Annotated in this window: 10 protein-coding genes; 6 read left to right on the top strand and 4 right to left on the bottom strand. The window is 30.3% G+C overall.

Annotation, left to right across the window (positions count from 1 at the left end; genetic code table 11):
* Positions 1-43 precede the first annotated feature (43 nt).
* The 3 genes from AC3VJB_RS03465 to AC3VJB_RS03455 form a co-directional block, all read right to left on the bottom strand.
* Complete coding sequence (locus AC3VJB_RS03465; RefSeq protein ID WP_253680338.1) at positions 44-2,545, bottom strand: PIG-L family deacetylase; 2,502 nt, start codon at positions 2,543-2,545, stop codon at positions 44-46.
* A gap of 150 nt (positions 2,546-2,695) precedes the next feature.
* A complete protein-coding gene (locus tag AC3VJB_RS03460; protein WP_437824499.1) occupies positions 2,696-3,544 on the bottom strand; it encodes a hypothetical protein in 849 nt (282 codons plus the stop codon).
* 35 nt (positions 3,545-3,579) lie between these two features.
* Positions 3,580-5,007 (bottom strand): ATP-dependent DNA helicase, encoded by a 1,428-nt coding sequence (locus tag AC3VJB_RS03455; RefSeq protein WP_437824497.1) that lies wholly within the window; start codon positions 5,005-5,007, stop codon positions 3,580-3,582.
* A gap of 102 nt (positions 5,008-5,109) precedes the next feature.
* On the opposite strand from AC3VJB_RS03455, the gene AC3VJB_RS03450 reads away from it, so the two are divergent.
* The 4 genes from AC3VJB_RS03450 to AC3VJB_RS03435 all read left to right on the top strand — a co-directional run bounded on the left by AC3VJB_RS03450 (position 5,110) and on the right by AC3VJB_RS03435 (position 7,607).
* Complete coding sequence (locus AC3VJB_RS03450) at positions 5,110-5,844, top strand: hypothetical protein (protein WP_047789538.1); 735 nt, start codon at positions 5,110-5,112, stop codon at positions 5,842-5,844.
* Entirely contained in the window at positions 5,819-6,649 is an 831-nt protein-coding gene (locus AC3VJB_RS03445) for a DUF3822 family protein (RefSeq protein WP_239179516.1), read from the top strand. The genes AC3VJB_RS03450 and AC3VJB_RS03445 overlap by 26 nt, the downstream gene beginning before the upstream one ends.
* On the top strand, positions 6,649-7,203 hold the full coding sequence (locus AC3VJB_RS03440; RefSeq protein ID WP_073182896.1) for an RsmD family RNA methyltransferase: 555 nt from the start codon (positions 6,649-6,651) through the stop codon (positions 7,201-7,203). Before AC3VJB_RS03445 ends, AC3VJB_RS03440 begins: the two co-directional genes overlap by 1 nt.
* A gap of 125 nt (positions 7,204-7,328) precedes the next feature.
* Complete coding sequence (locus AC3VJB_RS03435; protein WP_047789535.1) at positions 7,329-7,607, top strand: STAS domain-containing protein; 279 nt, start codon at positions 7,329-7,331, stop codon at positions 7,605-7,607.
* Between the two features lie 52 nt (positions 7,608-7,659).
* Here the strand turns inward: AC3VJB_RS03435 and AC3VJB_RS03430 are convergent, their stop codons facing one another.
* Complete coding sequence (locus AC3VJB_RS03430) at positions 7,660-9,282, bottom strand: ABC-F family ATP-binding cassette domain-containing protein (RefSeq protein ID WP_047789534.1); 1,623 nt, start codon at positions 9,280-9,282, stop codon at positions 7,660-7,662.
* Between the two features lie 178 nt (positions 9,283-9,460).
* Between AC3VJB_RS03430 and AC3VJB_RS03425 the strand changes: the two genes are divergently transcribed.
* The gene (locus AC3VJB_RS03425; protein WP_167713929.1) at positions 9,461-10,813 is read left to right on the top strand and encodes a thioredoxin family protein; all 1,353 of its coding nucleotides are present in this window, start codon (positions 9,461-9,463) and stop codon (positions 10,811-10,813) included.
* Positions 10,814-10,938: 125 nt separating this feature from the next.
* On the top strand, positions 10,939-12,732 hold the full coding sequence (locus AC3VJB_RS03420) for a DEAD/DEAH box helicase (protein ID WP_497666756.1): 1,794 nt from the start codon (positions 10,939-10,941) through the stop codon (positions 12,730-12,732).
* Positions 12,733-12,866 lie beyond the last annotated feature (134 nt).

The raw sequence follows: 12,866 nt of genomic DNA, 5'->3' as shown, positions 1-12,866 counted from the left end.
TAAACCTCGCTTTTCTATAATTTATATGACTCTTTTCAATATTCTATTTCTCCACGGTATTTTCTTTTACCGATAATAAGTTTGCAAATAACTTATAAGCTCCTGAAACTCCTGCTGGAAGCTCTCTAAAGAAGCTTAACCCTGTATAGATATAGTTTCCTTTACCATATTTAGCAACTAACAAACTTCCTTTTTTTACTGACTCCCCTTTATCATACATAGATAATATCGAAGTGTATTCTTTACTCCATTTGTTAGGAAAATATAAGCCTCGTTCTTGTACCCAACCATCAAAATCAGCTTCAGTAATTTTGTTTGGGTAATTTAAAATAGAATGTTCTTTAGCTAACAAGGTTACTTTAGAATATTCGTCTGTTACTCTATCACGTGATAATTGTAATTCATACGGCGCTTGTACATCTACTCCTCTATTCGTGTTGTATTGCACTATTAAATTTCCACCATTTTTTACATATTCTAACAAGTATTTTTGCTTAAACTGCAATTCTTTTATAGTGTTATATGCCCTAATACCAACAACAATTGCGTCAAATTGCTCTAAATTTCCATTAATCTCATTTACATTCAATTCTGTTACCTCGTAGCCAATTTGTTGTAAACTTTCTGGAATAGCATCTCCTGAACCTTGTATATACCCTATTCTTGTACCGTTCTTTTTTATATCCATACGTACAACTTTTGCTTGTGATGGTAATAATACTGACTGTTTAGGAATATGACTATAATTAATTTCTATCAATTCTTTATCATAACTTTTACCTTCAACTTTTGCTATAGCTTTTAAAACTCCTTCTGATTCATTTTGTGTTGGAGTAACCATAAAGTCAATCAACTGAATATCTCCCTTTTGGTCTATAGAAAATTTTGCTTCGTTTGGAGTAACTTTCCACCCTTTTGGTGCTTTTAGAGTAACTATTCCATTTGTATTTTTCGCTCCAGAACGAATTGCTACAGTTACTTTTTGAGATTTTTCTGAAGAAAAAACAAGTACCTTATTCAATAGCTTTGTTGTTACTTTCGGTAACACCTCAAAAGGTTCATAAATTTCTCCTTTATCTCTTTTAGCGTATCTATGTACCACTGGAATTGTAAATGCAATTGGTTGGTCTTCAATTATAATATTGTATTGAATTTGAATTGGCCTTAAAGACTCTGGATTACCTATTAATTTTTGATCGTTTACTTTGTACATTCCCAAATCCCACTGAGTAGCTAACCAATATGGCGAAGAGTAAGAAACATCTTTAGCGATATTGATTTTACTTTTAAAGTTTTGTTTACTATTGGGTGCTAAATCCAATTCTTTTTTGATGTTTTTCCCTTCAGGAAGGATAGTAATTGATGACAACTCCATAGAAATGAAACTTCTATTTAGTGCTTCAAAATTTACATTAATTGTACTGCTTGGAATTGAACTAGAACTTTCTGCCGAGGCTTCTAGATATAAACCTGCACAAGCTTTGATAATTTCATTCAATTCTTTAGTTTTAATAGCTCTCCAATGTGAATCTTTTAGTTGTCTTACCTTCTTATAGGCTTCCAATAGGTCTGGTAGATGTTTTGATGGATTTACAAAATCAAAATTTTGTTCAATATCATATAAAATATCTCCTATTTCTCCTCCGCCTTCTACTCTATTCCATGTTGTATTTATTCCTGAAAAAATATCTTTTTTGTCTTTAGGAAATTCTCCTTTTAAAAACTCTACATATTCTGTTTGACTTCCTCTAGTGGTTAACCTTCCAAACCCTTGGCATAAATGTTGACTGCTTGCTATTGCTGCTACTTCATTATTAGACAATCCTTTTAAAGGGTAGTACGTTCCTATATCAAAGCTTAACATATTACTTTTGTCTGCTTTTTCAAAAGCTTCTTCACTTCCGTAAAACCACCAAGATGTATTGAAAAACAACCTATTAGGCCTCCATGTATCTGTATACTTTAGTTGCTCAGGGTATTTTGATTTATCATTAGCTAAATCAAAAGCTTCAACACTTAACATCGCTGATGAAGTATGGTGGCCATGCGTTGTTCCTGGTGTTCTATGATTAAAACGATTGATAATCACATCGGGTTTGAAAGTACGAATTGCCCAAACTACATCGGCTAAAACTTTATCTTTATCCCAAATTTTTAACGTTTCATCAGGGTGTTTTGAATATCCAAAATCATTAGCTCTAGAAAAACGTTGTTCTCCTCCATCTACATTTCTTGCAGCTAACAGCTCTTGAGTACGAATAACTCCCAAAAGTTCACGCATTTCAGGACCTATTAAATTTTGTCCTCCATCTCCACGGGTTAGTGATAAATACCCTGTTCTAGCTTTTTCATGATTAGATAAATATGCTATCAAACGAGTATTTTCATCATCTGGATGCGCAGCGATGTATAATGCAGAGCCTAAAAAGTTTAATTTTTGAACTTTCTCGTAAATCTGATTTGAAGTAAGTTTTTGTGGTTTTTGTGCGCTTATTGTTAGTGAAATCAATAAAAAAGATAGTAATAAAAGTACTTTTTTGTGCATTTTTAATAGTTTGAATACTACACAAATGTAACTTTTTTAACTAAAGTATGAAGTACATTAACAAAATGCTAACATTTAAAAAAAGAAAAACCGAGAATACTGTAGACTTCTCGGTTTTTCTTTTTTTAACGTTATAAATATCCTCTTTTTTTACTCCCAATGTAAACCTAATACAAATGTTACATCTTCCCCTCCTATGTTATAAGTATTGGCAGTAAAAGAAAGTTCTTTAGGTTTTATATCACGATATTCAGCTAAAGAAATACTTTTCTTTACTAACTCTCTTTTCGGCTTACTTCTTTTTGTGTTTTGACCACTAAAAGTCAAAGAAAACGATTTATTAGGAATTCCATCATGATATACTTTTGTCTCATACATAAAATTTACAAGGTTTTGAGATTGATCTTCCCAATCAACCCATACCACTTCTCTAAACCTAGAAAGAGAGCTATTATTTGTATCGTCTTCTTTTGATAGATATACAAAATTCTCATTATTATTCTCATCTAATTCAGAAATAGAAAAACTTGCTCTTAAGGAAAGAAGTGAGTCATTATAACCATAATAAAAATCATCCAAAATACGATAACCAACTCCATTTAAAATAACATAAGTAATATATACTTTTGAGTGTTCTTTTTCTATAATTTCAAAGTTTTTACTTACAACTATTTTTTTCTCGCCATTAACATAAAAAGTTCCCTTTACATTTTTAGTGCCAAAATCTTTAAACGTTTTTGTTATTGAATTATCATAACCTTCAACAATCTCATCATCGAACACCCATTCAACACCACTTATATAAACCTCTTTTTCGGAAGATTCTTGAGTTACCCTAAAAGTAATTTCTTCAAACTGTGTTTTTTTACCTATAATTTCTACATAAAACTTCGGATCATCTATATCTATTTCTTCATCATTCGAAGAGGAACAAGCAGTTAATAAAACAGAAATTAATAAGAAGAAAGCAATTTTTGTTTTTGTAAAATACATTTTCATAGTTTTAAATTTTAAATTGACGCGAATATAGTTTTTTAATCTAAAAAATACTCGTCTTTAAAACCTATTAAATACAATTTTTCTTGTGCACGGGTAACAGCCGTATATAACCAACGTAAATATTCAACCGAAGCTCCATCTGGCAAGTATGGTTGTTCTATAAAAACTGTTTTCCATTGACCTCCTTGAGATTTATGACAGGTCATTGCGTAAGAGAACTTTACCTGAAGCGCATTGAAATACTTATTTTTCTTAACACCCATAAATTGCTTGTACTTTGATTTTTCATGTGCAAAATCTTCTTTTACAGCTTCATATAATCGGTTAGATTCTTCATAGGTTAATGACGGACTTTCACTTGTAAGAGTATCTAACAACAACACTGTTTCAAAAAGTTTCATATCAGGATAATCAATCATGCGAACTTCAACTTCTGCAAACTTAAAGCCGTATAATTCTTTAATTGAATTGATACGCATAACTTCACAAATATCTCCATTTGCTATAAATCCTGCCGAAGAAGAGTCTTTTAACCAGTAGTAATTATTTTTCACTACCATCACGTAATCTCCTGTAGAAATTTCATTTTCTTGTCCACGAATTTTAGTTCTAATCTGTTGATTGTATTGATTAGCTCTCTTATTTGAACGTACAATAATAGCAGTATCTTCCACTCCTATATCTCCATCATAAGCCATTGTTATAGCATCTTGAATATCATAACCATCTTGTAGACGAATAATGTCGGGATAATTTAAATCAAATTGAAAATGTATTGAATCATTCTGAATTAACAAACGTAAATCGGTTGCATTAGCCAAAATCCCTGAGCCTTCTTCTTGTCTAACCACTTCGTCTAACTCAATTTCTGTAACTTCTTTATTAAACTCAAACGAAAGTTTGTCAGCTTCTAAAGCTGGACTCATAGTTAACTTTACAGGTGGTAACTGTGCCGTATCTCCAATAAAAATAATTTTACAATTTTTTCCTGAGTATACATATGAGATTAAATCATCCAATAAAGAACCATTTTCAAATAATTTCGCGTTCTGCTTTTCATCAGAAATCATAGAAGCTTCATCTACAATGAAAAGAGTATCAGTATGCTTATTAGGTTGCATTACAAAATTTACAGCTCCACTACTTTGCTTTTTAGGAAAGTAGATTTTTTTATGAATCGTAAATGCCTGTCGGTTAGAATATCCTGAAATTACTTTCGCTGCACGACCTGTTGGCGCTAGTAAAACTGCTTTTTGTCCTATTTTCCATAAATTATGTACAACGGTACTTATTATTGTTGTTTTACCTGTTCCTGCATACCCTTTTAATAAAAATAAAGCGCGATTATCATCTGAAAAAATAAAATCTGTTAAGACATCTAGTAACTCATTTTGTTTTTCTGTAGGCGAATACGGGAATTTTTGTAGTATTTCTTTATAAAATTTCGGAGCAGTTTGTATCATATATCAAATAATATTCAAAGATAAGTCTATTTCTAAATAATTATTTTCATCATTGAAAAAAAATTGTAGATTTGCGAATATCATACATTAAAAATTAAAAAAATGAATTTATTATTAATGATTTTAGCAGCTGTTGTAGTTGCAGTTCTTTTAGCATTACTTGTTGTTAAGTTTGTTCCTCTAAAAATGAGATGGTTAGTCTCTATATTATTATTAGGAGCAACTGTCTTTTTAGTATATAAAATTTATAATGGTGTTATGGAACCTATTAATTTTAACAAAGACAAGAGAGTACGTTATGCTAAGGTTATTAAGAATTTAAAGTTGATTCGAGACGCTGAAGTAAAATATAAAGAAGTTTACGGAACATATACTAACAATAAAGATACTTTGCTTGCCTTTATTAAAAATGGTAAATTAGCTATTACAGAAACTAAAAACGTTGAAAAAACTGTTGAGTTAGGTGGTGGTATTACTAAAGATATATCTGTTAAAGTTATTGATACTGTAGGGTACGAGCCTGTTTTAAAATACTTTGAAGGTAAAGAGTATGCTACTATGTTTGATGTTCCTGGTACAGAAGAAAAATTTGAATTAGCTACAGGTAGAGTTGAAAAAGTTGCTGGCTTAGAAGTTCCAGTTTTTGAGGCGAAGGTTTCTAAGAAACCTATCTTAAAAGGAATGAATCCTTCTTTAATAAAGCAAGAATTAGAAGCCATTGAGACAGATCAAATTAAAGGTGAGTTTGTTTCTGTTGGTTCTTTAACTGAAGTAACTGTAGGTGGTAACTGGCCTCCTTATTACGATAAAGGTGACGCAATTGCAAAAAAAGAGTAAAAAAATTAGCGCTAATGCGCAGTATAAAAGTTTATCCATCCAATTTAGTTTGGATGGATTTTCTTTTTGTATATCAAACTCAGAAACAAAAGAAACTCTTCTTTTTACCAAGTATACATTTTCTGACTCTATTGCTTCTCCAGAACTATTACTAGATAAAATCATCCGTGTTTTTGATACTGACAAAGATTTACAACAAGACTTTACAGCTGTTTTTGCCATTCATCAAAACAATTTAGCTACGTTGGTTCCTAACAAGCTCTTTGACAGAAATAATTTAGTTCCATATTTAAATTATAACGTAAAAACATTAAAAACAGATTTTATAACCTACGATTTACATACTGTAATAGCTGCTAATACAGTTTATATACCTTATGTAAATATCAACAACTACCTTTTTCAAAATTTTGGGGAATTTGAATACAAACATCATTCAACGGTTTTAATAGATAAACTACTAAACTATTCTGAGAATGATTCTGAAGATCAATTCTTTGTATATGTTTCTTCTTCTTATTTAGATATCGTTGTTTGTAAAGAAGGCAAACTATTATTTTATAATTCATTTTTATACAATACAAAAGAAGATTTTATATATTACATTCTTTTCACTGCTGAACAATTACAAATGGATCCAAATTCTTTCCAATTGACATTTATCGGTGATATTGAGAAAGAATCAGATATATATTCTATTACTTATTCATACATTCGAAATATTCACTTTATTAATCCAATTAATAGTTTTTTTGCCGATAGTAAAGACTTTTCGAATCACTCTAATTTTATACTCATAGCCTAATGCGAATTATTTCTGGAAAATATAAAAGTAAAAGAATTACAGCTCCTAAAAACCTGCCTGTAAGACCCACAACAGATATGGCAAAAGAGTCTTTATTTAATATTTTAAATAACTTCTATTATTTTGAAAACATTTCTGTACTAGATTTATTTGCTGGAACAGGAAACATAAGTTACGAATTTGCTTCTCGAGGTACTGAAACCATTAATGCTGTTGACGCTCATTATGCTTGTATAAAATTCATTAATCAGACAGCTAAGGATTTAAACATGTCTATTAACAGCTATAAAAGTGATGTATATAAGTTTTTAGAAAAAACGCCCCTTAAAGTAGATGTAATTTTTGCTGACCCTCCATATGACTTTGAAGAAAAACAATTTTTAAAAATAGCTGACATAGTTTTTGATCGCAACTTGTTAAATAATGATGGGCTTTTGATAATTGAACACTCAAAACATACAGATTTATCTCAACATCCCTATTATAACTATGAAAAACGTTATGGTGGTAACGTTTTTAGCTTCTTTGAAATAGTTAATGATAACCAAGAGTAATACTTATAACTAATTTATCTATTAAAACAACCTAATCAACTATAGAAAACTGAATTCCAACGAAATAAGCTATTTATTTTAAAAGCAAGTTATAATTTTATAATATAAATTTAAAACTATGTATTATGGAATTTAAAATTAAAAGCTCTAAAAATTATTTAAAGATATCAGGTGACTTAACTCTTACCAACGTTCAGCTTTTTGAAGTAATGATTTATTCTTTTATAAAAAAATATAAAGACATTAGCATAGATATTAGTAATGTTACTAATATTGATACTCTAGGGGTTAACTCAATTGTAGAAGCTTATCAGTTTTCTTTAAAAAATAAAAAGAATTTGCTTTTTTGTGGCAAAGGCTCAAAAGATATTATGGATGAATTATATTACAGAAATGTGGCATAAAAAAACAGCCATAATTTTATATGATATTATGGCTGTTTTTTTAATTAATAATTTAAGAATACATTTTCTCTCTTAATTCTTTTACTTTAGAGTCCTCTAAATATTCATCGAAAGTAGCATACTTATCAATAATCCCTTTAGGTGTAATCTCTATTATTCTATTAGCTACTGTTTGTGCAAACTCATGGTCATGTGTAGTAAACAATACAGTTCCCTTGAAGTTTATTAATGAATTATTCAACGCTTGAATAGACTCTAAATCTAGGTGATTTGTTGGTTCATCTAGCATTAAAATATTAGCTCTTGTCATCATCATACGAGATAGCATACAACGTACTTTCTCTCCTCCAGATAATACATTACTTTTCTTTAAAGCCTCTTCTCCTGAAAAAATCATTTTTCCTAAGAAACCTCTTAAAAATACTTCCTCTCTCTCCTCTTCAGTTTGTGCGTATTGACGTAACCAATCTACTAAATTTAACTCTCCATTTTGAAAATAAGCAGAATTATCTGCTGGTAAATACGATTGAGTAGTTGTTACACCCCAACTATATTTACCTGAATCTGCTTCTTCATTACCTGAAATTACTTGATAAAAAGCTGTAGTTGCTTTAGAGTTTTTAGAAATAACGGCAACTTTATCTCCTCTATTCAAATTAATATCAACATTTGAAAACAATAACTCTCCTTCTGCATCCTTTTTTGATAAACCTTCAATATTTAAAATCTGGTCTCCCGCTTCTCTATCTCTTTCAAAAATAATTGCAGGATAACGACGTGAAGAAGGTTTAATTTCATCAACATTTAGTTTCTCAATCATTTTCTTACGTGAAGTTGCTTGTTTAGATTTAGCCACGTTTGCAGAAAAACGACGAATAAACTCTTCTAATTCTTTCTTTTTATCTTCTGCCTTTTTATTTTGTTGAGCTCTTTGTTTAGCTGCTAATTGAGAAGACTCGTACCAGAAAGTATAATTTCCTGAATAATGATTAATTTTTCCAAAGTCTATATCAGAAATATGCGTACAAACAGCATCTAAAAAGTGACGGTCATGAGATACTACAATTACTGTATTATCATAATTTGCTAAGAAATTTTCTAACCAAGAAATAGTTTCAAAATCCAAATCGTTTGTAGGCTCGTCCATGATTAATACATCAGGATTCCCAAATAAAGCTTGTGCCAATAATACACGTACTTTTTTCTTAGAGTCTAATTCTGATAATAATGTGTAATGATCTTCTTCTTTAATACCCAAATTTGACAGTAAACTTGCAGCAGAAGCATCGGCATTCCAACCGTCCATTTCTTCAAAACGAACTTGTAACTCACCAATTTTTTCTGCATTTTCGTCAGAATAATCAGCATATAATGCATCTATTTCTGATTTTATTTTGTGCAGTTCTTTGTTTCCCATTAACACAGCTTCTAAGGCAGTATACTCATCAAAAGCATAATGATCTTGTGTTAATACAGACATTCTCTTTCCTGGTTCTAAATGAACTTGCCCTGAAGTTGGTTCTTGTTTTCCTGATAAAATCTTTAAAAATGTAGATTTTCCCGCTCCATTTGCTCCGATAATTCCGTAGCAATTTCCTTGAGTAAACTTTGTGTTTACTTCATCAAACAAAACACGTTTTCCAAACTGAACTGATAAATTAGAAACTGATAACATGTATATTTTTTTAAATTCCGTGCAAAAATATAAAAACTAAAGACTATAAAAGAATTTGCATTAAAGTTTTTAACATCTTACTTTTGGCTCGTTTTAATTCGTTTTTAACAACGAATTAACAGCCTAATATTAAAGAGTTATCTATTTTTGAACTTTAATATTTAGGATAATTTGAATTATGATTAAGTATTTTATACCTCTCATATTAATTGTGTTTATTGGATGTAATAAGTCTGATAAGGATAAGCCTACCTATTTTGGAGGTAAAATTATCAATCCTAAATGTGATTTTGTTGTATTATCAGACAATTACGATTTTAACGACACTATACCTCTTAGCAAAAATAATACGTTCCTAGGTAGCTATAAGAAATTTAAAGAAGGTTTATACATCTTTCATCATGGTAATGAGCTTCAATATGTATACATGCAACCTTCTGATAGTTTGTTAATTAGACTGAACACATGGGACTTTGATGAATCATTAGTTTTTAGCGGTATAAATGCTGAACGTAATAATCTCTTGTTAGAGTCCTTTTTACAATATGAGCAAGATTTTAAAAATACCTTCGCATATCTTTCTTTACCTAAAAATGAATTTTTGGCTAAGATAGATTCAATGAAATCAGATAAAAAGATTATTCTTGAAAACTATAAAACTAACAGTAATGATGTTTCTGGTTTTTTAGATGTTTTTGATATATCTTTAAACTTCCCTTTATATACTAGATTAGAACAATATGCTATTAAAAATTTAAATAATAACATTCAAAATTTTAGTAGTTCTTATTACAGTTACCGCGAAAAGGCTCCTAATAAAGACTCTTTGATGTTTTATGGACCTTACTACAGATTCGTGATGGAAAAAATTAATAATGATGCTTATCAGAAAAGTAACGGAGTGAAAACTGATAAATTCACACAAAATCTTTTGCATGCCATTAACGAAAATGTAACTCTCGAGACTGTTAAAAATAAAATGTTGTACAATGCTGTTATTCGTAATTTTTACGAAGAGCCTAGTAGCGAAGTTAAAAGTGAAGCATTTTTTACTTTTTTTAAGTTAAACACCAACAACGAGCATAAAAAAAATGTTCAGCGTTTGATTAATGATTTAAAAGTTCTAAATAAAGGAGAGAAATTACCTCCTTTCAAACTAATTGCAGCAGACGGAGAGTTAAAAGAGTTTTCTAACATTTCTAAAAATAAAAACACTGTTGTTTTATTAAAAAACTACGAGTATGCATCAGATGATTGGGTTTCTTCTCGTTTCAATTATTTAGTTAAAAAAAATCCTGATATTAATTTTGTTCTTGTTAATTTGTGCGACTCTTCTAAAAGATTTACAAAAAACGTAGATGTAAAATATCAATACACCATACCTAGCGAAAGTGCCGTATGTGATTTTACCACCAGTAAATTTCCTCGTATGATTTTAGTTGATAAAAACGGAATTATTCAAAATGGTTATACTAGCTTATCTGCTAAAGATATAAATATAGAAATAAGCAACTTACAAAAAACAAAATAGTTAGCCTCTATTCATTTTATTTAGTGTACTTTTGCACCGTCCAAAAAAATCGTGCTAAAACGATTTAATTAATATTAATTATAGAATTCGCGGAGGGGCATCTGTGGGTTCTCTAAAAACACAGTATGTCAACATTTTTAGATTTAGGTTTGCAAGAACCTATCAATAAGGCATTAACCGATTTAGGTTATGAAAAGCCAACAGTAATTCAAGAAAAAGCAATTCCACAAATAATTTCTTCTACAGAAGATTTAAAAGCATTTGCACAAACAGGTACAGGTAAAACTGCTGCCTTTAGTTTACCTATTATTGAACTTGCTGATCAAACAAGCACACACACACAAGCAATCATCTTATCTCCTACTCGTGAACTAGCAGTACAAATAGGAAAAAACATTGAAGACTTTTCAAAGTATTTACCTAACTTGAAAGTAGCTACTGTTTATGGTGGAGCTAACATTGAAGAGCAAATAAGAAAACTTAAAAAAGGGGTACAAATAGTTGTAGGTACTCCTGGTAGAACTGTAGACTTAATTAAAAGAAGAGCTTTAAAGCTTGGTAATGTACAATGGTTAGTACTTGACGAAGCTGATGAAATGCTTAACATGGGCTTTAAAGATGAACTAGACCAAGTTTTAGAAGCTACACCAAACACCAAACAAACATTATTGTTTTCTGCAACTTTTCCTAGAGAAGTAGAAGATATTGCAAAAAACTACATGACTAACCCTGTAGAAGTTACATCTGGACAAAAAAACCAAGGCTCAGATAATGTAAGTCATGAGTATTACTTAGTAAACGAAAAAACTCGTTACCCTGCTTTAAAAAGAGTAGCTGATTTAAACCCTGATATTTACGGAATTGTTTTCTGTAGAACACGTAGAGAAACACAAGAAGTAGCTAATAATCTTATTAGAGATGGTTATAATGCTGATTCTTTACATGGTGATTTATCACAAGCTCAACGTGACTCTGTAATGGAGAAGTTTCGTAAAAAGAACATTCAAATATTAGTAGCTACTGATGTTGCTTCTCGTGGATTGGATGTTAACAACTTAACACACGTTATTAATCATAAATTACCAGATCAAATTGAAAACTACAATCACCGTAGTGGTAGAACTGGTAGAGCCGGTAACAAGGGAGTTTCTATTGCTTTAGTAAGCAAAAAAGAACAAGGCAGGTTACGTCCTATTGAACGTATTATAAAAAAACAATTTGTTCACACTCCTATTCCATCTGGCAAGGAAATATGTCAAAACCAATTATTTCATTTAATTGATAAAGTTCATGATACTGAGGTAAACACAGAACAAATTGAAGGTTTTTTACCAAGTATTTACGAAAAATTAGAAGATTTAAGTCGTGAAGAGTTAATTCAAAAGTTTGTTTCTTTAGAGTTTAACACCTTCTTATCTTACTACGAAAATGCTCCTGATTTAAACAACTTATCTTCAAGAGAAAATTCAAGAGGACGCTCTTCTAGTGAAAACATGACCCGTTTCTTCATCAATTTAGGAAGAAAAGATCGTTTAAACCCAGCCAAGTTAATTGGTTTAATCAACGATCAGAACATAGGTGATAAAATTGAAATTGGAGCTATAGATATATTAGATACTTTTTCTTTCTTTGAAGTCGATAAAAACTTCGAAAAAGAAACTTTAGATGCCTTTGCAGCAAATGATCCAGATTTTAATGGACGATCAGTGAATATCGAAATTACTAAAAACGATCGTAGTGGTGGTGGAAGAAAATCACGTAGAAGTGGTGGTAGCGGATTCAATGGTAAAAAACGTAGAAGTGATAAGCCTACTGATAGCAGAAAAAATTTTGGTAGAAGACGTAACGAAAACAGTTCTTCAAGAAGAAGTGATAACAAACCTGCTGCAGGTTTTGGTAGAAAACGTAGAAGAGATTAACAGTAGTGGTAGTGCTTCTGCTTCATTTCAATATTAATTATGCTAGGGAATAATAGTTTTATCTCTTTTAATTTAACATTACTATAAGGCAGTATTAAAATTAATGTAAAACTACATGATTAACGTAAGTTAAC

The organism is Tenacibaculum sp. TB-53, from assembly GCF_059716285.2.
The sequence above is the reverse complement of the archived record's forward strand: the minus strand, read 5'-3'. Positions and strand labels throughout refer to the sequence as shown.

Excerpts from the sequence above, each read along its gene's own strand:
- AC3VJB_RS03425 (WP_167713929.1), top strand. The coding sequence starts at position 9,461 with ATGATTAAGTATTTTATACCTCTCATATTAATTGTGTTTATTGGATGT.
- AC3VJB_RS03460 (WP_437824499.1), bottom strand. The coding sequence starts at position 3,544 with ATGAAAATGTATTTTACAAAAACAAAAATTGCTTTCTTCTTATTAATT.
- AC3VJB_RS03465 (WP_253680338.1), bottom strand. The coding sequence starts at position 2,545 with ATGCACAAAAAAGTACTTTTATTACTATCTTTTTTATTGATTTCACTA.
- AC3VJB_RS03440 (WP_073182896.1), top strand. The coding sequence starts at position 6,649 with ATGCGAATTATTTCTGGAAAATATAAAAGTAAAAGAATTACAGCTCCT.
- AC3VJB_RS03420 (WP_497666756.1), top strand. The coding sequence starts at position 10,939 with ATGTCAACATTTTTAGATTTAGGTTTGCAAGAACCTATCAATAAGGCA.
- AC3VJB_RS03450 (WP_047789538.1), top strand. The coding sequence starts at position 5,110 with ATGAATTTATTATTAATGATTTTAGCAGCTGTTGTAGTTGCAGTTCTT.
- AC3VJB_RS03455 (WP_437824497.1), bottom strand. The coding sequence starts at position 5,007 with ATGATACAAACTGCTCCGAAATTTTATAAAGAAATACTACAAAAATTC.
- AC3VJB_RS03435 (WP_047789535.1), top strand. The coding sequence starts at position 7,329 with ATGGAATTTAAAATTAAAAGCTCTAAAAATTATTTAAAGATATCAGGT.
- AC3VJB_RS03430 (WP_047789534.1), bottom strand. The coding sequence starts at position 9,282 with ATGTTATCAGTTTCTAATTTATCAGTTCAGTTTGGAAAACGTGTTTTG.